At 60.8% G+C, this 23465-nt stretch carries 11 protein-coding genes; 10 read left to right on the top strand and 1 reads right to left on the bottom strand.

Annotation, left to right across the window (positions count from 1 at the left end; all coding sequences use genetic code 11):
• The first annotated feature begins 44 nt into the window (after positions 1 to 44).
• Genes glpA through glpC form a run of 3 tightly spaced genes read left to right on the top strand, consistent with a single transcriptional unit; the run spans position 45 to position 4227 of the window.
• Positions 45 to 1718 (top strand): anaerobic glycerol-3-phosphate dehydrogenase subunit A, encoded by a 1674-nt coding sequence (gene glpA / locus VF684_RS13100; RefSeq protein WP_139406889.1) that lies wholly within the window; start codon positions 45 to 47, stop codon positions 1716 to 1718.
• A complete protein-coding gene (glpB, locus tag VF684_RS13095; protein ID WP_279459056.1) occupies positions 1708 to 2973 on the top strand; it encodes a glycerol-3-phosphate dehydrogenase subunit GlpB in 1266 nt (421 codons plus the stop codon). The genes glpA and glpB overlap by 11 nt, the downstream gene beginning before the upstream one ends.
• A gap of 51 nt (positions 2974 to 3024) precedes the next feature.
• Positions 3025 to 4227 carry an anaerobic glycerol-3-phosphate dehydrogenase subunit GlpC gene (gene glpC / locus VF684_RS13090; protein WP_279459058.1) on the top strand — a complete coding sequence of 401 codons (1203 nt, stop codon included), beginning with the start codon at positions 3025 to 3027 and terminating at the stop codon, positions 4225 to 4227.
• Positions 4228 to 4326: 99 nt separating this feature from the next.
• On the opposite strand, the gene VF684_RS13085 is transcribed toward glpC, so the two are convergent.
• Complete coding sequence (locus tag VF684_RS13085; RefSeq protein WP_440174308.1) at positions 4327 to 15015, bottom strand: retention module-containing protein; 10689 nt, start codon at positions 15013 to 15015, stop codon at positions 4327 to 4329.
• 726 nt (positions 15016 to 15741) lie between these two features.
• Between VF684_RS13085 and nrfA the strand changes: the two genes are divergently transcribed.
• From nrfA to nrfF, 7 genes are all read left to right on the top strand, one after another.
• A complete protein-coding gene (gene nrfA, locus VF684_RS13080) occupies positions 15742 to 17178 on the top strand; it encodes an ammonia-forming nitrite reductase cytochrome c552 subunit (RefSeq protein ID WP_376900223.1) in 1437 nt (478 codons plus the stop codon).
• A 51-nt stretch (positions 17179 to 17229) separates the two neighbouring features.
• Positions 17230 to 17829: a cytochrome c nitrite reductase pentaheme subunit gene (gene nrfB / locus VF684_RS13075; protein ID WP_106843831.1), complete on the top strand. Its 600-nt coding sequence runs from the start codon at positions 17230 to 17232 to the stop codon at positions 17827 to 17829.
• Complete coding sequence (nrfC, locus tag VF684_RS13070) at positions 17826 to 18506, top strand: cytochrome c nitrite reductase Fe-S protein (protein WP_139440609.1); 681 nt, start codon at positions 17826 to 17828, stop codon at positions 18504 to 18506. The genes nrfB and nrfC overlap by 4 nt, the downstream gene beginning before the upstream one ends.
• 87 nt (positions 18507 to 18593) lie before the next feature.
• The gene (gene nrfD, locus VF684_RS13065; RefSeq protein WP_139440608.1) at positions 18594 to 19547 is read left to right on the top strand and encodes a cytochrome c nitrite reductase subunit NrfD; all 954 of its coding nucleotides are present in this window, start codon (positions 18594 to 18596) and stop codon (positions 19545 to 19547) included.
• A 149-nt stretch (positions 19548 to 19696) separates the two neighbouring features.
• Positions 19697 to 21664: a heme lyase NrfEFG subunit NrfE gene (gene nrfE / locus VF684_RS13060; RefSeq protein WP_279459060.1), complete on the top strand. Its 1968-nt coding sequence runs from the start codon at positions 19697 to 19699 to the stop codon at positions 21662 to 21664.
• Positions 21661 to 22251 (top strand): DsbE family thiol:disulfide interchange protein, encoded by a 591-nt coding sequence (locus VF684_RS13055; protein WP_279459062.1) that lies wholly within the window; start codon positions 21661 to 21663, stop codon positions 22249 to 22251. The genes nrfE and VF684_RS13055 overlap by 4 nt, the downstream gene beginning before the upstream one ends.
• Positions 22248 to 23453 carry a heme lyase NrfEFG subunit NrfF gene (gene nrfF, locus VF684_RS13050; protein WP_139440605.1) on the top strand — a complete coding sequence of 402 codons (1206 nt, stop codon included), beginning with the start codon at positions 22248 to 22250 and terminating at the stop codon, positions 23451 to 23453. The genes VF684_RS13055 and nrfF overlap by 4 nt, the downstream gene beginning before the upstream one ends.
• The last annotated feature ends 12 nt before the right edge of the window (positions 23454 to 23465 follow it).

Below are 23465 nucleotides of genomic sequence, written 5' to 3'. Positions count from 1 at the left end.
GTAGGCCACACTGGCCTCATCTGGAAGAGATGAGACGGGCAACAATGAAAAGAATAACTACACAAGTCGTCATCATAGGCGGCGGTGCCACAGGGGCCGGCATCATGCGCGATTGCGCACTGCGCGGCATCGACTGCATCCTGCTCGAGCGCGATGATATCGCCGCTGGCACCACCGGCCGCAACCACGGCCTGCTCCACTCCGGTGCCCGCTACGCGGTGACGGATCAGGAGTCCGCCCGCGAATGCATCCAGGAAAACCGCATCCTCAAGCGGATTGCCAGCCACTGTGTCGAGGACACGGGCGGCCTCTTCCTCACTCTGCCGGAAGATGACATCAATTTCCAAACCACCTTTATGGATGCCTGCGCCCTGGCCGGTATCGAAACCCGCCAGCTCGATCCAGGTGAAGCCCTGCGCATGGAGCCCAACGCCAACCCGGCGATGATCGGCGCCATCCATGTGCCGGACGGCACGGTCGACCCGTTCCGCCTCGCCGCCGCCAACGTGCTGGACGCCAAAGAGCATGGCGCGCGCATCTTCACCCACAGCAAGGTGCTGGGACTCTTGCGCACTCAGGATCGGGTACACGGCGTCAAGGCGATCAACACTCGCACCGGCGAAGCGTTCGAGGTGGAGTGTCAGGAGGTGATCAACGCCGCAGGCATCTGGGGCCAGCAAATTTGCGAATACGCCGATCTCGGCATCCGCATGTTCCCGGCCAAAGGCTCCCTGCTCATCATGGATTACCGCATCAACCAGTTGGTGCTCAACCGCGCCCGCAAACCGGCGGATGCGGACATTCTGGTGCCGGGCGATACCATCTCCCTCATCGGCACCACCTCCAGTCGCATCGATTACAACAAGATTGACCAGCTCACCGTCGAACCGGAAGAGGTGGAGGTGCTACTGCGCGAAGGGATCAAGCTCGCCCCCATCATGGCCCGCACCCGTCTGCTGCGCGCCTACGCCGGGGTACGCCCGCTGGTGGCGGTGGACGGTGACGACACCGGCCGCAACATCAGCCGCGGTATCGTGCTGCTGGATCACGCCGAGCGTGACGGCCTCAAGGGGTTCAACACCATCACCGGCGGCAAGCTGATGACCTACCGCCTGATGGCGGAGTGGGCCACCGATCTGCTGGCCAAGAAGCTCGGTAACAGCAAACCCTGCCAGACCGCCGAGCTGAGCCTGCCCGGCTCGCGGGATCCGGAAAAGGTCTCCGCCCCCGGTCTCTCGGTGCCGGTCGAAGGCTCAGCCCAATACCGCCACGGCGAGCGGGTCATCGCCTTCTTCCGTGACAATCCCAAGGCCAACGCCCTGATCTGCGAGTGCGAAATGGTCACCGCGGGCGAAATCGAATACGCCTTGCGCGAGCTGGATGTGGACAACCTCATCGACCTGCGCCGTCGTACCCGCCTTGGCATGGGCCCCTGTCAGGGCGAGCTCTGCGCCTACCGCGCCGCCGGCCTGATGCAGGAGTACGGCAAAGCGGACGGCCGTCAGGCCTGCGTCATGCTGCGCCAGTTCCTCGAGGAGCGTTACAAGGGCACCCGCCCGGTGCTGTGGGGCGATGCCCTGCGCGAGGCCGAGTTCACCTACTGGATCTACGAAGGGCTGTTTGGCCTGGGGGAATGGACGGCGCCGCAGCTGGTTGCCGATACGCCTCGCAGCCCAACCAGCGAGACCACTCACAAGGAGAGCCGTCATGAAGTTTGACAATATCGTTATCGGCGGTGGCATGGCGGGACTCTCGGCCGCCCTGCGGCTAGTAGAGGCGGGCCAGAAGACCCTGCTGATGGCCTCCGGCCAGAGTGCGCTGCACTTCTCCTCCGGCTCGGTCGATCTGCTGGAGAGCGAGGGGGATCCCCGCGCCGCCCTGCCCGCCTTTATGGCTGCCCATCCGGATCACCCCTACAGCAAAGTAGGAATGCAAAATATCGAAGCGAGTCTGGCCGATCTGCAGCGCCACTGCGCCGAGCAGGGATTGCCGCTGGTTCGCCACGACACCAATCACCAGCGCCTGACTCCCATCGGTACCCTCAAGCGCACCTGGCTCTCCCCCGATACCTGTGCCTGCGTCACCGATGCGCCGATCCCGGACGTACTGCTGCTGGCCACCCTCGAGGGCTTTCGCGACTTTCATCCGGCACTGGCGGCCGCCAATCTGGCGACCCATCCGCGTTTTGCCCACTGCCGCATTCTGACCGGCGAAATCCGCCTGCCCCAGCTGGCCGAATTCAGCCGCAATCCCCACGAGTTTCGCTCAGCCGACATCGCGCGCCTGTGTGACAAACACCATCTGGTAGCGGACCTGGCCCGCGAGATCAGCCGCATGGTGCAGGAGAGCGGCGTACCCGGCTGCCGCCATATCGTGCTGCCCGCCTGCCTGTCGCTCGGGCTGGTTGGCCCGCGTCTGGCGGAGCTGGAGCAGCGTACCGGCTGCACCATCAAGGAGGTGGCCACCATGCCGCCATCACTGATCGGGATGCGGATGCAGGAAGCCCTCAAACGCCGCTTCATCGCCCTTGGCGGCACCTTCCTCACCAGCGAGCGGGTGCTGGGCGCCCGCTACGAAGGTGACCGGGTGGTCGGCGTACATACCCAGAATGGCGATGATCAGCTGTTCGAGGCGGACAACTTCGTGCTCGCCTCCGGCAGCTTCTTCAGCCGTGGGCTGGAATCCCGTCTGCGTGGCATTCGCGAGCCCATCTTCGATGCCGATGTACTGAGTCTGGAGGAGCGTGACGCCTGGGCCGGTCGCCGCCTGTTCGATCACCACCCTTTCATGGGCTTCGGGGTCAAGACCGACGACAAACTCAGAGTGCTGCGCGGCGGCAAACCGCTGGTCAACCTCTATGGCGCGGGCAGTGTCTTGGCCCATTACGACCCAATTCGTGAAGGTTCCGGCTCCGGCGTTGCCGTTGCCACCGGCTGGCAGGCTGCCGGCCATATTCTGGGCGCGGCCCAATGATTACTACGTCCCATATCCCGTGTCTTCATCATCGCCGGGAGGAGAACTGACATGCTACTGGATCACGCCAACCAAACTTTCGATCAGTGCATCAAATGCACCGTCTGTACCGCCTACTGTCCGGTGGCCAAGGCCAACCCTGCCTACCCCGGCCCGAAACAGGCGGGCCCGGATGGGGAGCGGCTTCGCATCAAGAGCCCCGAGCTGTTCGATAGCGCTCTCAAGCACTGCACCAACTGCAAACGCTGCGAAGTAGCCTGCCCGAGCGGAGTGCGCATCGGCGACATCATCGCCAAGGCCAAGCATCAGTACAGCGGTTTCAAACCGGGGATCCGCGAGTTCGTGCTCTCTCACACCGATCTGATGGGCAGCATGTCTACCCTGATGGCCCCGGTGGTCAACTTCACCACCGGTCTCAAGCCGATGAAACTGGTGCTGGACAAGGCGCTGGGGGTCTCATCTCACCGCGATCTGCCCAAATACTCCCAGGGCACCTTCCGCGGCTGGTACAAGAAGCAAAAAGAATCTCAGGCCCGCTTTGCGCGGCAGATCGCCTACTTCCACGGCTGCTACGTCAACTACAACCACCCGCAGCTTGGCAAGGAGCTGGTACAGGTGCTCAACGCCATGAACATCGGTGTGCAGTTGCTGGAGCGGGAGAAGTGCTGCGGCGTGCCGCTGATTGCCAACGGCTTCATGGACAAGGCCAAGCAACAGGCGGCCTTCAATATCAAGCAGATGGAGAACTCCCTGCTGGGCAACGAGATGCCGCTGCTGGCCACCTCCTCCACCTGTGGCTTTACCCTGCGCGATGAATATCCCCACCTGCTGGAGCAGGACAACCACAAGGTGCGGGATCGCATCTCGCTGGTGACCCGCTTCCTGTGGAACGAGTTCTACAAGGGCAACAAACCGGCGATGAAACCGCTCAATCTGCACATCGCCTACCACACCCCCTGCCACATGGAGAAGATGGGGGGCGTCATCTACACCCTCGAATTGCTGCGCGCCATTCCCGGGGTCACGGTGACGGTACTGGAGTCCCAGTGCTGCGGCATCGCCGGCACCTACGGCTTCAAGTCGGAGAACTACCAGACCAGCCAGACCATCGGCGAGGGGCTGTTTGATCAAATCAACCGCCTGGCCCCCGATCTGGTGATCACCGATTGCGAAACCTGCAAATGGCAGATCGAGATGAGCACCAGCTTCCGCTGTGAACATCCGATCCACCTGCTGGCCCAGGCGCTGGCCTGAATCCCCCCGGCCCTTGCGGTCGCATAAAAACAATCCACGCAGAGATAAACAAAGAGCCGGCAATTGCCGGCTCTTCTTTTTTACGCTTCACGCACGCTATCAGGGGTGCTGGATGATCAGGCTATGTTGATCTTCCAGCATGCTCTGCAGGATATCGTGGGACGAGGTGCTGGTGAGATTCCAACTGGTCAGGTCCACATCCTTCAGGGTGATCTGTTGGGTTATCTGACCATCACCCGCGGGGGAAACCGAGAGATTCACATCGCTCAGGCCATTGCTCCCTGTGGTCACCGAGGCGGAGAGATGCTTGAGCAGATCATCGACACCATTGCCAGTGACCCCTTGCAGCATATCAGCCAGATCGATCTTGTCCCCCTGTTCCGGATGGAAGTCGGTGATGGTATCGATGGCGGGCTGTCCCTGACTCCCCTCGTCCCCGTGCTGCCAGACGAAGAGATCGCTGCCAGCCCCGCCGGTGAGGATGTCATTGCCATGCCCCCCCAATAGACGGTCATCGCCGGAGGAACCAAACAGCCAATCCCCCTGATCGGAACCGACCAGCTCATGACCACTCTGGCCGTGCACCGTAATGGTCTCAAGGGGCGTGCTGACGGTTGAGCCGCCGACACTCGACTCGGCACTGATCCCCAGCACATGGTCACCGTCGCCAAAACCGCTGAAGTAGAGCGGAACCGAGTGATCGGCCGGGATCAGCCAGTCGCCATTGCCATCGGCATGACCGACGCTCTGACCATGCTCATCCTGCACCTGCGCCCCATTCAGGCCGCTGATGCGGATAGAGAGTTCACCGGTTGCCGGGTTGACCACGCTGGCGTTGATGCCAAAAGGGATAACGGCCCCCTGCAAGGCATGGAACGCATGCTGATCCACCGTCAGACCCGGCATATCCGGCTCGGGAGTGACCGTGATGGTCACCTGATCGGTGTCGCTCAGCGGGCCACCCGCACCGCTGTTGCCCTGATCGGAGGTAGTGACGGTAAGGGTATCCTCTCCCCAGAAATCTTTGGCCGGTTCATAGTGCAGGCTGCTTGCCAGCAACTGGTTGAGATCGGCCAGCGACCCCACCAGAGTGATCTCGCTGGTACCCGCCCCCTGCACCATCACGGCGCCGGTTGCGCCCAACAGAGTCAGCACACCATGCTCGACCCGCAGCACCATGGAGACAGGTGCGCTGCCGGCATCCACATCCTTCACGCTGATACCGGATAGCGACAGAGAGCCATCCTCTTTGACCGTCATGCTGCCCGGCAGCTGATTGACCGGCGCATCATTGACCGGCAGAACCTCGATGGGTACCACATCGGTGTCGCTGAGGGCCCCACCGCTACCGGTATTGCCAAGATCATTGGTCACCATGGTGAGCTGATCCTGGCCATTGAAGTCCTGTGCCCCCTGATAGGTCACCCCGCCCGCCAGCAGCGCATTGATGGCGGCAAGCGAGCCGCTCAGCACCAGCGAGCCCGTGCCACTGCCGGTCACGGTTACGCCGCTGCCGGCCGCCAGAGTCAAGGTGCCGTGGCCAACCGAGAGGCGCACCTCGATGGGACTGTTGCCCGCATCCACATCTTTGACCTGCAGGCCATCAATGCGGTAAGGCATATCCTCTTCGGCTACCAGCGGCGCTGTAGGCAGCTGATTGATCGGCGCATCGTTGACCGCCTCTATGGTGACATCGATGCTGCCCTTCACCTCGGGCCCCAACGCGCCGTTGTCCAGACTCTGGGCGATCACCTCCAGTTTCAGGGTACCGTTAACGTCGTTGGTCACCAGCACCAGATCCGCCAGGTTGCCACCCACAGTGGTCACCTGCCAATCACCGTTTGGCAATCTGACTACTTGACCGGCCACTCCGTCCGGCAGCTCAATGGATGCGCCATCCGGTACGTTGCGGATAGTTACCCGCACCTGCTCGGCGCCATTTTCATGCACGTTGCTAGCGCTCCCGCCGGTGGCGTGGGTATCGCGGGTCTCCAGCCCCAGATTGAGCAGGATCCTGTCGCCCTCTACCCCGCTGGCATTGGGCACCAGATCGCTGATGAGGGCATCCCCCACCGGATTGACGGTCACGGTGAAGCTGCCGCTGGTTTCAAGGGGAATGGTGAGCCCCTTGTCGAGGGTAAAGGCACTGAGTGACAGATCCACGCTGCCGCTGAAATCGGCCGGCGGGATCAGGGTCAGCTTGGCAAAATCGGTACCTACGGGTACTTGCCAGATACCACCACCGTTATTCACGGCAGGGGCCGAGAGGGTGAAACCATCCGGTACCCCCTTGATCTGCAACGCCACTATCTTCTCTGAACCGTCGTTATCGATGAGGGCGGCACCAAAACCAGCCAGGCTGATGGCACCATCTTCGTTGCCCGATACATCGTGCAGCGTCAGCGCTGCCGGATCGTTGACCGGTCTCACCTCAAAGCCGACCTGCCCGCTCCAGCTGCCGCTGTCGGTCACCAGCTGGCCGCCGACCAGTGCGGTATCGACGATATCGACCTTGATGCCGAGCGGTACCTGACCGCTGAAGTGCTCTTTGGGCACAAACACCAAGTCCTTGAGGGCAGCCACATCGCTGACCACCAGGGTGTTGACCGGCTTGCCACTGCCATCGAGGAAGTAGCCATATTTTGCATCCACCGTGATGGTGACCCGTTCCACGGTTTCAAGGCCACCATTGGCGATGGAGGGGTTGATATCGGCCAGTTTCACCGAGAGATCGAGGTGGATCTCGCTATCTTCCAGATTGTCCGGCTGTCCGTCATGGTTGGTATCCAGCACGCTCAAAGTCAGTTCCGGATGCTCGCCACGGCCACCATTCACATCGACCACGGGGGCCACATCGACCCGTACCGTGCTGCTGTCGACCTTGATATCGCCACTGGCGGTATCCGTGTTGACCACCTTAACCTCGATATTGAGCGAGCCGGCAAAGTCTTGCGGCAAGCCGAGGGTCAACCCTTCCAGGCCAGCCAGTGACGGCGGCACCTTGATGACATACTCACCGGTCGAGATGTTGTATTCGGCGCCGCTGATAGTGACGCCCGCCGGCAACCCCTTGAGGACTATGGTCACCTCATCGCTGGCCTGATCGCCTTTACCGATATGGATCACGCCTTTGAGCTGCTGACCAAAATCAACCCGAATATCCTCCTTGCCCAGCAGCACCGCGTTGTCGTCGATATCGACGGTCGCTGCAGCTTCCTTGTTGGTCGTCGGCGTCGCCTCGAAGGTCGCTTCCGTGGTGAGGCTCACCTTGACATGGGCACTGGCATCGCCATCGTCACCCCGGTCGATCACCATGGCATCGATGCGGATCGGTTGAACCTTGCCGACAAACCCATCCGGCGCATGCAGCTTGAAGCTGCCGAGGTTGCCCGCCGGCACGATCCAGCTGCCGTTACCGTTGTTGATACCGCCAACCACCACGAACTGATCCCCTGCACCACCGTTCAACACCGGCAGGTTGATCACCAGATAGTCGATCTCCTCCACGCTCGAGGGATCGAGGTCGGTAAAGACAAAGCGTCCAGTCAGGTCTATATCAGCACCACTCTGCCCCACGAGAGCTCCACCGCTCTGGGTCAGCACGCCATCGGGCTCCACCACGGCCTGGATATCGACATGCAGATTGCCATCGATCACCTTCTCGGCCACCGCGCCCGAATCCACATCATGCTGGGTCACGGTAACATGGCTCTGGATAGTGGTATCCCGATCGCTATCCTCCGGCGCCTTCACCAGCAGTTGCCCCCCGTTGAGCAGGCTGTCGAGCTGGGCAGCTGTCAGGGTGACCTTGCCACTGACCACGGTCAGCTGGCTCTCGACACCGCCGACTCGCAGCCAGATCTGGTAGCCATCCTCCACCCCGGAGAGACTCAGCGCCGTGACTTTCTCGGCGCCGTCAGTAAGGGTCGGATGCCAGTCCAGCACGGTGAACTGATCTTCCAGGCCATGACTGGTCTTGCTGTAGTCGGTGGCGTCAATCTCCGGTTCCACCTTGATATGCAGCGGCACATCGAAGCTCTTGTGATCGCCATCGTTCTCGGTCACCACCACCTTGGCGATCAGGTTCAAATCCGCCGTGCTGTTATGGGGCGGCTGAATAAGCAGGTTGCCAAGATCCGATACATTGACCTGATAGGTCGGTTTGCCGCTGGCATCGAGCCCGGCAAAGGTAAGGGTCAGCTCCTTGCCATTGGCATCAAAGACCCGAGCCCCTTCCGGTAGCCCTTGCAGCACCACGTTGAGGCTCTCGGAAGTATCGTGCGGGGTATCGACCCACTCGCCCGAGGTGAGGGTAAAGTTCAGCGGCGCCCGCCCATCCTCGCCCACTGTGGTGGCATAGCCTGTCCCTTCGGCCTCCCAGCCGGTATTGCCAAGCTCGAAATGGGGCTGATCCACCACCCCCACCAGATCCACATGAAGGGTCTGGGAGCCCGTCTCTTTTTCGTTCACCACGGTATGGGTCTGGCCGTTGGCATCGGTCAAGGTCGCCGTGTCTTTCACCACCCCCTTGATGGTCAGGTCGAAATCGACGTTGCTGTTTTTCGGCGGTTGCAGCTTGAGTTCGCCAATCCGATCAAAAGGAACCTCATAGTAACCGGCTATGTTCTGTGCAACGGCGGAACCACCCAGCAACAAGGTTGCACCGTCAGGCAAGCCACTGATGCGGACAAACATCTGCTCGGAGCCATCGAGTTTGTCACCCAGATGAGCAAGGGCAATCTTGCTGCCCAGATCGAGCAGGGTGTCTTCCTTGCCCTGAATGTCACGCACGGTGAGCTTGGCGTCATCGGCCACCGGATTGACGTTGATCACCAGATCAATCTTGTCTCCCTGCGCCGTACCCTGACCCTGAGCGATCGGGTTCTTCTCAGTGCTGATCGGCGTCACCGACAGCTTGATGTCACCACTGAAATCCTTGCCCGGAACAACAGTCACCTTGTTGATGTCGCCGGCCAAAACGGTGTAGATGCCACTGTTATTTGGCTTGAGCTCAGCACCGTCGAGCATCAGGGTTCCCTTGCCCGCTTCCAGCTTGATCTGATAGGTCAACGTCTCGGATCTGTCGGTATCAGTCAGGCTCGCCTTGACGTCCAGCTTGATACCTGTGCTGTCTTCATCGGTGTCATAGTGGCGAGTGGTGTTGGCTGTGTCCCACATCGGCTTGTCGGCCACGCCGCGCACCGTCACAGCCAGATCGCCCGTTACAGCCGCAGGTGCCGCCCCTTCGGTGACACCGACCTGCAGTTGCACCTGGAAGTGCAGCGGCTGACCGCCATTGCTCCAGCTCGACCAGTTGCTTGAAGGCATAAAGGTCACCCCCTGAGTGGTGTAGTGAACATTATCACTGGTCACCATGGCCGCTGGCGGCACGATAAACCACTTGCCATCAGCCGTGGTGGTGAGGGCAACGCCGTTGTAATAGAAGGTGCCATGGGCATTGGCAGGCGCCTGGATAAGCAACTGATCCACATGCTCACCGCGATCGAAATCGCCAATATCGAGCTGCATGTTGATAGGGATACCCAGCCTCGGGTCTTGCGACCCCTGATCTTCGTTACCAATGGCTGCGCTAACGGTAAAGCGCACTGCTTCATCCTGCAGATTGAGGGTCAGTGTGCTGTCCGCACGATCGTCATCGCCATCGACCAGATGGGCTGTCACCACCTGACTGAGCTGACTTGCGTCGTGATTGAAACCGGCCGCAGGCTTGAAGGAGTAGGAGCCATCGGCAGAGATGGTCAGGGTTCCCATCACCTGCTTGCCATCGGGGCTCATCACATCTTGTATCAAAGAGCCATTGATGGCGTACGTCTGGCCATTGATGGTGATCGACTCGACACGGGCACCATCCGCACCTTCATTGGCGGTAGGCAGCAGATCGCCGGTCACGGTACTGCTCCCCTCGCTCAGGGTATGAGCAAGCACAGTGCCGATAGGCATGTCATCCTGCACCGTCACGGTCACGCTGACGTTCGGACTGCGATCGCCATCATGATCGGTGACAAACAGCGGCACTTCGATGGTCAACTCATCCTTGCCCTGTGCACCGTGATCAAGCTGGCCTACCAGATGGACGCTGTAACTGCCGTTAACATCGAGGTGGACCCAGAAAACGGGTTTGCCCCCCTCGGCCGTAGCCAGATACCAGCCGGTGCTGTGTGCCGCCAGCGTAACCGCTTTGCCACCCGACGTGAGATGATTGGCCTGATTGAATGCAGCCACATCCAGCTCAAGGGAGGCAACCCGATCCGAACCGGCAGTGATGGTCACCTTGCCACTATCGGTTTCTCCACTCTCTGCTGGTGTGGTCCCCGGATGCTGACCGTTCACTGCATCGAGATCAGACTCCTCGACCCGAACCGGTTCAATGGCGGATATGATCGGGTTGATGCCATCAGTCACCGTGACAGTGGCGGTGCCCTGATTTTTGCTGCCGTCGCTGTCGGTGACTTCGACCGGCAGATTCAGCTCCAGCTTGTTGTCTGCCCCGTGATCCAGGTTGGTATGCACCGTTACCTGATAACCTATCTCTGCGCTGGTGTGAGCGGCGATGGTGGCGGGCACTGTGGGGATGGAGACCGTCATCACTACCAGACCACCACTGGTCACCGCCTGGAAGGTGTGACCATCCGTGCCAACCGCTTTCCAGGTCAGGGTTTCGCCGTTATGGGTGATGGGCTTGCCGCTGGCATCCATAACCTGACCGGAGAGGGTCAGTCGCACATCGGTCACCGGATCCGAGTCAGCCTTGATGGTGATCTTGCCGCTCGCCTGCTGGTCATCCACCGCCGAGTTGGCGCCATCGAAGCGCCCTTCGCTGAGGGTTACACCTGTCAGAGTGAGGGTCGGTTTATCTCCTTCCCCAATCTGGATATTGAGGGTGCCACTGGTGCTGTCGTTGTTGCCGCCCGCCTTGTCGTAGTCGTTGACGATCACCTTGATGGGCAGCTCGGTCACGGCGTTGGCGCCCTGATGGATCCCCTGATAGAGGGTCACCTGATAGTCAAACCCGTTCTTGCCCGCCTGCTCGAGGCTGCCAATCAGCTTGACGTCGAACACCTCGACCCGCTGGCCATCCACCATCACATACCCCTTGAGCAGCTGGCTGCCCGGGATCAGCGGGTCACCATCAACCAGCTCGTACTGCACCGGTTTACCCAAGGCGGTCAGCGCAGGTTGTTCGCTGGCATCGGCAAAGGCCACCTCCACCACCCGATCCGACCCGGCTTGCACATCGAAGTGACCGGTTTGGCTCAGGCTGTTGCTGCCGGTGAGGTCCCCCTCATCCAGGGACACGCCTTTGCCCGGGATAAAGCTCGGCGCCTTGCCATCCGCAATGGTGAGCGGCAACGTGGTACCGATGCGATCGCCATCCTTGTCGGCCAGGGTGATGGCCAGCGGCAGGTTGAGGGATTCACTTCCCTTGTGATCCAGCTCGCCGCTCAGGGTGACCTTGGCGGTGACGCTCCAGTTGCCGTTGTTATCGACCAGGCTCAACTCGGCGCGCAGCACCACCAGCCCACCGGCGGTTCCGACCAGCTGGCCGGTTGCGGGATCGACGGTGAAAGTAACCGGGTTGCCGTGGCTGGTGAGTCCGTTCAGGGTGCTCTGGATAGCGGCGATATCAAAACCAAGAGAGTTGGGGTCAAGGGCATCGCTGCCGTGCGCGACCGAGAAACTCATGGTGCTGACGGCAGCCGTCTCCCCTTGCGCCATCTCGGTGATGGTGGTGCCGGTCACGGCGGAGATGGTCGGATTGGCACCATCCTCCACCGCCACAGTAATGGTGGAGAAGACCTTGTCACCATCGCTGTCGAGCAGGGTAAAGCCCGCCTTGAGCAGGCTGTCAGCACTGCCCTGATCCAGCGGTTGATGGAGGGTGAAACTGTATTTGCCATCGTTACCGAGGGTCAGCTCAAACACCAGCTTGCCATCTGGGGTACGTCCCTCGATACGATGATCGGCCACCGCGATCGTCACGGCCTGCTTGCCCGAGGTGAACCCTTGCAGCCCCGGCTGATTGGCATCGAAAGTGATGCTGGCCAGCGGATCACTGCCCGCAGTGATAGTCAGATCGCCGTTAAGGGTCTGGCCCTGCTGCCAGTTGCTATCTTCGGTGAGCGTGAGGGAGACAGGATTAACCTGCGGCAAGGCGCCATCGGTAATGGTGATATTGAGGGTGCCGAGGTTGCTCTTGTCGCCGTCAAAATCTGAGCCCTGTACCTTCAGGCCAAGGTTGAGGCTATTGGTCGCTTCCGGCTCGTCAAACACCCCGGTCAGGGAGACATTGTATTTGCCATCCAGACCAATGGTAACGGTGAGGATTGCCTTGCCCTGCCAATCCTTGACGAGCAGCTGGTTGTCCTTAACCTCGTAACTCGTCGCCTTGCCCTGGCTGGTGAGCCCAGCCAGCGCCGGTTGGCTCGCCTCAAAGTTGAGGGAGACCAGACGATCGCTCCCCACCGTCACCGGCAGCTGACCATCGATGCTCTGGTTGCCACCTTCTTGCAGGGCGACCCCCTTGTCGATGCCCAATGCGGGATCACTGCCATCATTGACAGTCAACGTCAGGTTGGCGCTGGTTCTGTCCCCATCTATCTCGTTGGCGCTCACCTGCAAATCGAGGGAAAGCGTGTCGCTCCCCTGATGATCGAGCGGGCCGGTGAGGGTGACCACCACCCGCCCAGCCAGATCGCTGCCCTGCTGCTGCGCATTCAATTCGGCACGCAGCACCTCCACCCGTTGACCACTGCCATCCAGGTAGTAACCCACCAAGGTGCGATCATCGGCAAATTCAAAGGTCAGCGGATGACCATCGCTGGCAAGACCCGATCCGTTGAGGGTAGTCAGGGTGTTGCTCTGATTGCTGAACACCAACGAATCCACCAGCAGAGGATCGGCGGTGTGTTTGACCACAAAGCTGCTCTCGCCCACCACGGCGGCGCCGTTGGTAAAGGCATCTTCGGTCAGGGGAATGGCCGGGATCTCGAAACTGGGCGGATTGCTGTCCACCAGATTGATCACCAGCGGCGCCTTCACCAGATCGCCGTCACTGTCGCGATATTCGAGGTTGAATGGCAGGCGCAACGCGTCCTGACCGTGATCCAGGCTTTGACTCCAGACGATGCGGTAACTGCCGTCATTGTTGAGGGTCAGGGTGAAGACAGTCGCCCCACCAGCACTGGCGGTCAGGGTCTGACCGTTGATGGTGTAGCCAAGAGGCGCGCCATGGCTGACGAGCCCCAACCCTTCCAAGGCACTCTGATCAGCGGCAAACTGGACTTGCAGATTGCCATCTTGGCCGGCACCGGTATTTAGACTACCGGTCGCGGTGATCGGGCCACCGGCCAATCCGGCTTCGGAGAGCGTCAGGGTCTCGCTCTGACCGATCAGCGGCGCCCCATCGCTGGCGCTGTTGCCCGCCAGATCGGTGACACTGGCACGTACTTCAAAGGATTGATTGATACCGGAGAGATCAAGACCTGATACCTGCCAGCGGCCATCGGCCCCGACCTGTGCCGAGGTGGTCAACAGCAGTTGGCCATTGCTGTCGACCAGAGTGATGATGACACTCTGACCCGCCTCCACATTGCTGGTGGAGCCGCTCAGGGTGGCGCTGCTGTTGCCAAACAGGGCAGTGGTATCGAGATTATCGATATCGATGAAGGCCCGGGTATCGACATTGATAACGAGGGTATCGCTGGCGCGGTTGCCGGCAATATCCACGGAATTGACCTGAAACTGGTACTGGCCATCGGCCAGGGTCTGCGGCAGCTGATATTGCCAGTTACCGGCGGCATCCACCGTCAGGACGGTGAGCACGCTACCGCCAAGGCTCAGGGTCACGGTAGCACCGGGCTCACCCTTGCCCTGCAGCAGCGGGGTATTGTCGCGGGTCAGATCATCGGTCTGGCTGGCGCCGGTGTCGCTCTCATCGGCGAGATCGAGGGTAATGGTGGTGATGGTATCGAGCAGAGTCTGTCCGGTATCGCTGGCGTTGTTGCCCGCCTGATCCTGGGTATTGGCCACAATCTGCAACGGGCCATCCACCAGCTTGCCGGTCACATCTCCAAAATTGGCTTCCCACACCAGGCCGGGCAGTACCACAGTCGTCACCGTCAGTGAATTGCCCGCCTGATCGATAAGGGTGACGGTGACTGGCTGGCCTACCTCCACATCATCCACCACACCACGAATGATGACGCCAGCCGCTTCATCGGCGTTGATAATGTTGTCGCTGGTTTGGGGTTCGGTGATGGTGATGGCGGCAAAGAAATCGCGCTCTTCGGAAAACAGCAGCTCATCGCCAACAGGTTGCACCGCATGGTCGGTATCAAAACCGGCCTCGGCCAGGGTGGCATCGTTGGTACGATCGACCACCACAAATCCACCCGAGCTGGAACCTGCTACACCACCGATATTACCGGCGGCGGCTGCGTTACCGGCGGCGGTCTCCTGGAACAATTCGGTCGGGTCAATACCCTGACGGATCGCCTCTTGCAACGAGGCCAGTTCCGGATCGGCCGGTTGCCCATCAGCAGCAGGTGTGGCGGGCTCAGGTTTGGCGGCCATATCTTGCTCACCAGCAGGATCACTGCCCGGCTTGGCTAGTTGAAAGTGGCCACCTTGGGCAGCTTGCAGGCGATCCCCCGGCTGCAATGCCATCCCCACTTTTGCTCGTATGACAGATCCATCTGCACTGATGACAAACACGGAGCCCTCGAGTTGGGAGATCACCGTGGACTTTTCAATTTGCAACTCAGCCATACAACCTCCAGCAAAACCTTAACCACCAACATCAGTACCTACAGGGTACTTGTCTGTTCAATAATCATACCGCACCAGACTAAGTGGGTCTTTTCGCTATTTTCGACAATGATTGCCATAAAATGGCCATAACTTACAAGATTGTGCATCTAACAGGCCCTTTTTAATAAAATGAGATTTGGATGAACCCAATTCCATCACCTTTATTAATAGGTCTATCAGACTTCATGTGACCATTTCTGTCGTTTGACGATAAATCCACTGCAGCCTCAATAAATGGATCATAATCCGAAGGTCAAAAGCTCACACCACAACACCGCAAATTTGCATATTCAGTCAATTGTTAGCATAAGACATTGCCAGAATATGTGAACAATACGGCAGCAATCAGGATCAGCAGCAAAAAGTGCCAGTACGTAGCTGTACCGTTCAAACTCCTGCCATCGAATGCTCGGCAGTTAACAAGAAGTTGAGTTTCCATAAAATTTAATCCAGATCTCATTTCAGCGATCAATCCTGTGCACCAATTGATCTGGCACAACTCTCCCTCCGATAAATCATCATTAAATTTACCTATTTGTTAGGGTAACCCTCGAGCAATCATATATTGCGCGGTTTTATTCACCCGCAAGCGAATGTCTGCCCACCCCGCCCGACGGGGGGAAGATCCACACCAAGATGGAACGGGTCAGACGAGACCAAAACATTTATCTGGGAGTGATAAACGTGGGTTCACAACACAGGCATATCAAACTGGGCCTCGCCACCCTGCTGCTGACTACCAGCCTTGGCACCAGCGGCTGGGCACTGGCTGATGACGCAACCACCAATGGCAAGATAGAGGCGCGCAGCGAGCTGTTCGCCAAGGATCACGCCGATCAGTTCACCAGCTGGCAAGCCACCAGCGAAAGCAAGGAGCGCACCGACGCGCTGGCGGAAGATCCCAACATGGTGGTGCTGTGGGGCGGTTACCCCTTCGCCAAGGATTACAACAAGCCCCGCGGTCACTTCTATGCGCTGACCGACGTGCGGGAAACCCTGCGTACTGGCGCCCCCAAGACCGCCGAAGATGGCCCCCTGCCGATGGCCTGCTGGAGCTGCAAAGGCCCGGATGTGGCCCGCATCATCGACGAGAAGGGTGAGGATGGCTACTTCAAGGGGATGTGGGCAAAAGGCGGGCCGGAAGTAGTCAACACCATCGGCTGCGCCGACTGCCACGACACCGTCTCGAAGGAGTTCAAGGAGGGTAAACCTGCCCTACACCTCTCCCGTCCCTATGCCGATCGGGCCATGACCGCCATCGGCAAGCCGTTCAAGGATCAGGGGCGCTTTGATCAGCAGTCCCAGGTGTGCGGTCAGTGCCACGTGGAGTACTACTTCAGCGGTCCCACCAAGGCGGTCAAATTCCCCTGGGACAAGGGCACCACTGTGGAGCAGATGGAGGCCTATTACGATGAAATCGGCTTTGCCGACTGGACGCACGCCCTCTCCAAAACCCCCATGCTGAAAGCCCAGCACCCCGAGTACGAAACCTGGCGCGCCGGCATTCACGGCCAGAACAACGTCGCCTGTGTCGATTGCCACATGCCCAAGGTGCAGAACGAGCAGGGCAAGGTCTACACGGATCACAAGGTGGGCAACCCCTTCGATCGTTTCGAGCAGACCTGCCGCAACTGCCACACCCAGAGCAAGGAGATGCTGCAAGGGATTGTCAAGCAGCGCAAAGAGGCGGTGATCGAGACCAAGCTGAAGGTCGAGAAGCAGCTGGTACACGCCCACTTTGAAGCCAAGGCGGCCTGGGATGCCGGCGCCACCGAGGCAGAGATGAAGGATATTCTGCAGGACATCCGTCACGCCCAGTGGCGCTGGGACTACGCCATCGCCTCCCACGGGGTGCAGATGCACGCCCCCGAAGTGGCCCTCAAGGTACTTGGCAGCGCGCTGGATAAAGCCGCTGACGCCCGCACCAAGCTGGCGCGCCTGTTGGCCAGCAAGGGGATCAGCCACGAAATCGCCATCCCCGACATCTCCACCAAGGAGAAAGCGCAGGCCGCCCTTGGCATGGATATGAAGCAGTTCAACAGCGACAAGGCCCAGTTCCTCAAGACCACGGTCCCCGCTTGGGATGCCGAGGCCAAAGCGGCCGGACGGCTGGCACAGTAACGGCGCCTGCGGGCCCGGCCAGACCAGGCCCGCAATGGATGGAGGCTTCCTATGGGTGATTTAACGATGGATTTCTTACGACTGATGCTGATGGCAGCCATGTTGCTCACCAGCCTGCAGGGTCAGGCGGCCGAGCCGGCAGCAGCCCCTGTACCAGCTACACATGAGGTGGAATTTTTACGCAATCCCGACAAGGCCTGTACCGACTGTCACAAAGAGCAGAGCGAGGGGATGCACGGCAAGCATGGTCAGGCGACCAATCCCAACAACCTCAAACCGGTGACCTGCACCAACTGCCACGGCCAGCCCTCCCCCCAGCACCGGGAAGGGGTCAAGGATGTGATGCGCTTCAGCCACAGCCTGAAGGATAAAGAGAGCATCAAGCTTTATCCCATCAGCGAGCAGAATGGAGTCTGCATGAGCTGCCACGAGCCCAAACCACTGCGCGAGGCGCTCTGGGCCCACGACGTGCACGCCACCAAGCTCACCTGCACCAGCTGTCACCAGTTGCATCCGGCCAAGGAGCCCATGGTGGGGATCCCGGAAAAATCCCGCATCAAGCTCTGCGTCGACTGCCACAGCAAGCAGCATGAGGCCAGCAAGGCCCGGCAGGAGCAGTCCAAACCGGCTACCGGCAAGGAGGCATCATGAGCTGCTCTCGCCGTGACTTTATGGCGGGCATGGGCGCGGGGGCCCTTATCATGATGACGGGGCCGACTCGCTCCCTTGCTACCCCCCTTGCCCACAGCCAGACCATCGACGGGATACGCTATGGCATGATCCACGATGAGACGGCCTGCATCGGCTGCACCGCCTGCATGGATGCCTGCCGGGAGGTGAATCAGGTGCCACAAGGGGTCTCGCGCCTCGAGATCATCCGCTCAGGCCCGGTCGGTGAATTTCCCGACGCCGAGTACCGCTTCTTTCGCAAGTCCTGCCAGCACTGCGACAACGCCCCCTGCGTACACGTCTGCCCGACCGGTGCCTCCCATATCCGCAAGGAGGATGGCATCGTCGATGTCGACGCGGATCTCTGCGTCGGTTGCATGTATTGCCTGGCCGCCTGCCCCTATCAGGTGCGCTTTATCAACCCGGTCACCCGAGTGGCGGACAAGTGCGACTTTTGCCGCAAGACCAACCTGGCGGCGGGCAAGGAGCCGGCCTGCGTGGAATCCTGCCCCACCAAGGCGCTGGTGTTCGGCAATCTGGATGATCCGGACAGCCCCATCGCCCAACGGCTGGTGAAGGAGACCACCTATCGCTACAAGCAGGCGCTCGGCACCTCGCCCAAGATGTACCGCGTGCCCAAAGGGGAGATAACGTCATGACCATGCAAGCGGCATTTTATTTTCCCTCCCTTGTCTGGGGATTTGTCCGATCGCCATCTACCGCAGTAACAGAGGGAGGAATGGATCATGTTGCATGACGCATTTCACTTCCCTTCCCTTGTCTGGGACTGGCCCATCGCTATCTATCTGTTCCTGCTCGGCATCTCCGCCGGGGCCACCACCCTCTCGGTGCTGCTGCGCCGCAATGGGGCAGGCAGCGAGAGCGGCATCATCAAGGCGACTGCCATTCTGGCGCCAGCGAGCGTGATATTGGGGCTGCTGATCCTTATCTTCCATCTGGCCCGCCCCTGGACCTTCTGGAAGCTGATGTTCCACTACCAGTTCGACTCCGTGATGTCGATGGGGGTCATGCTGTTTCAGCTCTATATGGCGGTGCTGTTCGCCTGGCTGGCGGTGGTGTTTCGCACCGAGATCGAGACCATGCGCCACCGGTTGCTGAAAGAGAAGTTCGCTTTTGTGGATGGGCTGATTGGCTGGCTCGCCCGCATCGAGCGGCTGCTGGCACCGCTGTTGCTGCTACTCGCCGTGCTGCTGGGGGCCTACACCGGCTTTCTGCTGTCGGCGCTCAAGACCTATCCGCTGTTGAACAACCCGGTGCTGCCGGTGCTGTTCCTCATCTCCGGCGTCAGCTCCGGCATCGCCTCCACCATCTTGCTGGCGGTCACCCTGTTCAAGGAGAACCATCACAGCCAGGGGGTGAGCTTTGTCCACCGCTTCGAGCGGCCGGTGCTGGCGGTGGAGGTGCTGCTGCTGGTCTGCTTCTTTACCGGCCTCTACTTCGGTGGCGGCCAGAAGGAGGCTGCCATGTGGGCCGCCATCGGCAGCGGCTTCTGGGCTCAGGTGTTCTGGCTCGGGGTGGTGGGCATCGGCATGCTGCTGCCCCAGTTGCTGGCCCTGCTGGCCCCCGCACCGCTGCGGGCCAGAAACAGCTATCTGGTGCTGGTCTGCAGCCTGACCCTGGTGGGGATCCTGCTGCTGCGCTACTTTGTGCTCTATGCCGGCCAGATGACAGTCGTATAACGGTATGATCACCAGCGCCAGCCACCCTCGGGTGACTGGCGCTTATTTGTTGCGATGAGTTGTTGCCAAGAATGTGGATGTTATCCCCCAGCGCCGGTACGGTGCAGACGCTGCGGCATAACATAGACGAATGATTGACTGGAGGTTGTGTGCTGGCGGAGCTTGGCTATCTCTCACTGCTACTGGCGGCGGCACTCTCCTTGCTGCAGGGCACCCTGCCCTGGCTGGGATTGCGGCACGCCGCCCCGGCCCTGCTGCGCTGCGCCAAGCCGCTGGCGCTGATCAATGCCGTCCTGCTATTGGCCTCCCTGCTGCTGCTCGCCAGCTGCTTTGGCCAGGATGATTTCACCGTCAGCTATGTGGCCCAGCACGCCAACAGTGCCCTGCCGCTGGGCTTCAAGCTGGCGGCGGTGTGGGGCGGCCATGAAGGCTCCATGCTCTTTTTCGTCTTTGCGCTGGGGCTGTGGGGCGCTCTGGTGACCCTTTGCTCCAGGCGGGTCGATCAGCTGATCACAGCCCGGGTGCTGGCCATCATGGGGCTGATTGTCGGGCTGTTCGGCCTCTATACCCTGATATTCTCCAGCCCGTTTGACCGCCAATTCCCGGGGCCGCTGGAGGGGCGCGATCTCAACCCCATGCTGCAGGATATCGGTCTTATCATCCACCCGCCCCTGCTCTACCTCGGTTACGTCGGCTTTGCGGTCAACTTCGCCTTCGCCATGGCAGCGCTCCATTCGGGCAGACTGGATGGCGCCGTGGCTCACTGGAGTCGCCCCTGGGCGCTCGGCTCCTGGGTCTTTCTCACCGCTGGCATCGTGCTGGGCTCCTGGTGGGCCTACTACGAACTGGGCTGGGGCGGCTGGTGGTTCTGGGATCCGGTAGAAAATGCCTCCCTCTTACCCTGGCTGCTCGGCACCGCTCTGCTGCACGCCCTGATTGTCTGCGAGAAGCGCGGCGCCTATGGTCATGCCGTGCTGCTGCTCTCCATCTTTACCTTTGCCTTGAGCCTGCTCGGCACCTTTGTGGTGCGCTCCGGGGTGCTCACCTCGGTGCACGCCTTTGCGGTGGACCCCAGCCGCGGCCTCACCCTGTTGCTGCTGCTCGGGCTGCTGTTAACCTGCGCCCTCACCCTGTTTGCCCTGCGGGCGGACATTCGCGCCCCCTACGCCCGCTTTGGCTTGCTGTCAAAGGAGGGGCTGCTCGGCGCCGCCATCCTGCTGCTCTGCGTGGCCTGCGCCAGCGTGCTGCTCGGCACCTTCTACCCCATGGTGTTCCAGTCGCTCCATCTGGGCTCGCTCTCGGTGGGTGCCCCCTATTTCAATACCATCTTCGTGCCGCTGGCCCTCTGCCTGATGACGCTGATGACCCAACTGCCGCGCCTGCGCTGGCAGCAGCTTGCGCCACATTCCCGACTCAACGCTCTGTTGCCGCCGCTGTTTGGGCTGCTTGGCGGCGGACTGCTTAGCCTTGCCTATCTGGAACAGGGATCGTTTTCCGGTAGCTGGATTGGCCTTCTCGCCAATATGGTGAGCCTCTGGCTGATGGCCAGTCTGTTGCTCCCGCTCTTGCAACCGACGTCGCTGCGCGAGTTCATCCTCAATCGGTTCGGCAGCCTGCTGGCCCACCTCGGGGTGGCGGTGTGTGCCCTCGGCATCGCGCAGGTGAGTCACCACAGTCAGGAGGGAGGCACTGTGCTAAGTGCCAACCAGCCCTACCCGCTCGGTGCCTTCGAGTTTCGTTATGCGGGGCGCGAGCCGGTGATCGGCCCCAACTATACCGCCGAGCGCATCACGCTTAGCGTGCATAAGCACGGTAAAGAGGTGGCGCGGCTGACGCCGGAGCGGCGCCACTACAGCGTGCGCACCATGAACATGAATGAACCCGGCATCGCGTGGGGACTGTTTGGCGATCTCTACGTGGTGCTGGGTGAGAAGATGGGACCAGATGCCTATGCCATGCGGCTGCACTACAAGCCGCTGGTGCGCTGGATCTGGCTCGGCGGCCTGTTGATGATGGCGGGCGGCACCCTGCGTCTGCTCGCCCGTCGCCCCTTGCTAGCCTCTCGTTTCGTTGCGGGTGGCACCTCCCATCCCCGGCTCGAACAGGAGGCGTTATGAGATCCCGCCTGCGCCTCTTTCTTCCACTGCTGCTGACCCTGAGCCTCGGCATCCTGCTCTGGCTCGGCCTTGGCAACAATCCCTACAGCCAGGATGAGGCAACGCTCGGACGTACCCTGCCTACGTGGCAGAGCGACAATCTGCTGGATGGGAGTCGGATCCAGACCGCCAGCCTCAAAGGTGAGCCCTTTGTGCTTAACGTCTGGGCCAGCTGGTGCGTCAACTGCCGCGCCGAGCATCCGTTGCTCAGCGAGCTCGCGGCAACAGTGCCCCTCTACGGTCTCAACTACCGGGACATGGGGGATGCGGCCCGCGCTTGGCTTATCCAGGCGGGCAACCCCTATCGCGCGATACTGGCCGACCCCGACGGCAAACTGGCCCTTGAGCTCGGCGTCTACGGCACGCCGGAAACCTATCTCTTTGATGCCGATGGTGCCCTGCTCGCCCGCCATACCGGCGAGCTTACCAAAGGGATCTGGCAACGTCAGTTTGCCCCCCTGCTCGACCAGGCGCGAACGGACGCACAGATAAAGGCCGCCACTACTGCACCAGCTATTGCAATATCAGCTCGGGAGACACAGCCATGATGCGCCGTTCTCTTGCCTGCACCCTGCTGGCCCTCGGCATGCTGCTGAGTACAACTGCATATTCCAGCGGGGTCGATACCTATCAGTTTCGCCACCCCGAGCTGCAAAATCGGGCGCAAGAGCTGGCCCGCGCCCTGCGCTGCCCCCAGTGCCAGAACCAGAATCTGGTGGAGTCCAATTCCCCCATCGCCCGGGATCTGCGGCTAGAGGTCTACCGCTGGGTGGACGAGGGGCAGTCTGATGAGCAGGTGATCGCCCGCATGACGGAGCGCTTCGGCGATTTCGTCCGCTACGATCCCCCCTTAAAGGCCAGCACGGTGCTGCTGTGGGGCGGTCCCCTGCTGCTGTTGGGGCTGGCGCTGTTGACCCTGTTTCGCCGCCTCACACGCACAAAGGCGCAACCCATCCCTGTCGTTAAGGCTTTCGTTGAGGCCACCCCTCAACCCGCCGCCGACCCGCGCAGCGAATTGAATTTGCTGATCATGCACGGGGAGCAGGCAGGCCTCTCCCCCGACCAACCACTCTACAGGGAGCTGAGCGCCACCCGCCTGGCCAGCGCTATCCCGGCGGCTGAGCTGGCCCTGCGCGTGCAACTGGCCAACCAGCATAACAATCGCGGTCGCAATAACCGGCACGGGCGGGCCTTGTTGCTGCTTGGCCTCTTGGTCATCGCGGCTGTTGCCGCTGTGTATTTCAGCAGCGGCCGCTATCAGGCATGGCAGGATTATGCATCCCGTCCCGATCCGCTGGCGGGGTTGAGCCCGCGGGATCTGCAGGACAAGGAGCTGGGGAGTCTGCATCAGAAACTTCAGCGCAACCCCGCCGATCTCGACAGCTGGGCGGCGCTCGGCCAGCTCTATCTCTATCGGGGCGAATATGACAACGCCCTGCTCGCTTATCAGCGCCTCGCGCTGCTGGAGGGGCGCGCCAGCGCAGCGACCCAGGCCGCGCAGGCCACCGTGCTCTACTATCAGGCGGGCCAGCAGCTGACTCCTGAGGCAACCCGTCTGCTGGAGAGCGCCCTCAAGCAGGACGCGGGGGAAGTGAGTGCCCTGATGCTGCTCGCCTCCGATCACTTTCTGCATGGCCGCTACAGTCAGGCCATTGCGCTGTGGCAGCAACTGCTCGATGGCGAGCGCCCTCGCATCAACCGGGCCGCGCTGATCGAGGCGATCCAGACGGCAAGCATAATGGGCGGGTAACCCCTTGATTGA

The organism is Aeromonas sp. Lyrl_2 (genome assembly GCF_051948815.1).
In the GTDB taxonomy this organism is placed as follows: Bacteria; Pseudomonadota; Gammaproteobacteria; order Enterobacterales; family Aeromonadaceae; genus Aeromonas; species Aeromonas veronii.
The sequence above is the reverse complement of the archived record's forward strand: the minus strand, read 5'-3'. Positions and strand labels throughout refer to the sequence as shown.

Coding starts and splice junctions, on each gene's coding strand:
- glpB (WP_279459056.1), top strand. CDS start 1,708: ATGAAGTTTGACAATATCGTTATCGGCGGTGGCATGGCGGGACTCTCG.
- nrfB (WP_106843831.1), top strand. CDS start 17,230: ATGGGTGATTTAACGATGGATTTCTTACGACTGATGCTGATGGCAGCC.
- glpA (WP_139406889.1), top strand. CDS start 45: ATGAAAAGAATAACTACACAAGTCGTCATCATAGGCGGCGGTGCCACA.
- VF684_RS13085 (WP_440174308.1), bottom strand. CDS start 15,015: ATGGCTGAGTTGCAAATTGAAAAGTCCACGGTGATCTCCCAACTCGAG.
- glpC (WP_279459058.1), top strand. CDS start 3,025: ATGCTACTGGATCACGCCAACCAAACTTTCGATCAGTGCATCAAATGC.
- nrfD (WP_139440608.1), top strand. CDS start 18,594: ATGTTGCATGACGCATTTCACTTCCCTTCCCTTGTCTGGGACTGGCCC.
- VF684_RS13055 (WP_279459062.1), top strand. CDS start 21,661: ATGAGATCCCGCCTGCGCCTCTTTCTTCCACTGCTGCTGACCCTGAGC.
- nrfC (WP_139440609.1), top strand. CDS start 17,826: ATGAGCTGCTCTCGCCGTGACTTTATGGCGGGCATGGGCGCGGGGGCC.
- nrfF (WP_139440605.1), top strand. CDS start 22,248: ATGATGCGCCGTTCTCTTGCCTGCACCCTGCTGGCCCTCGGCATGCTG.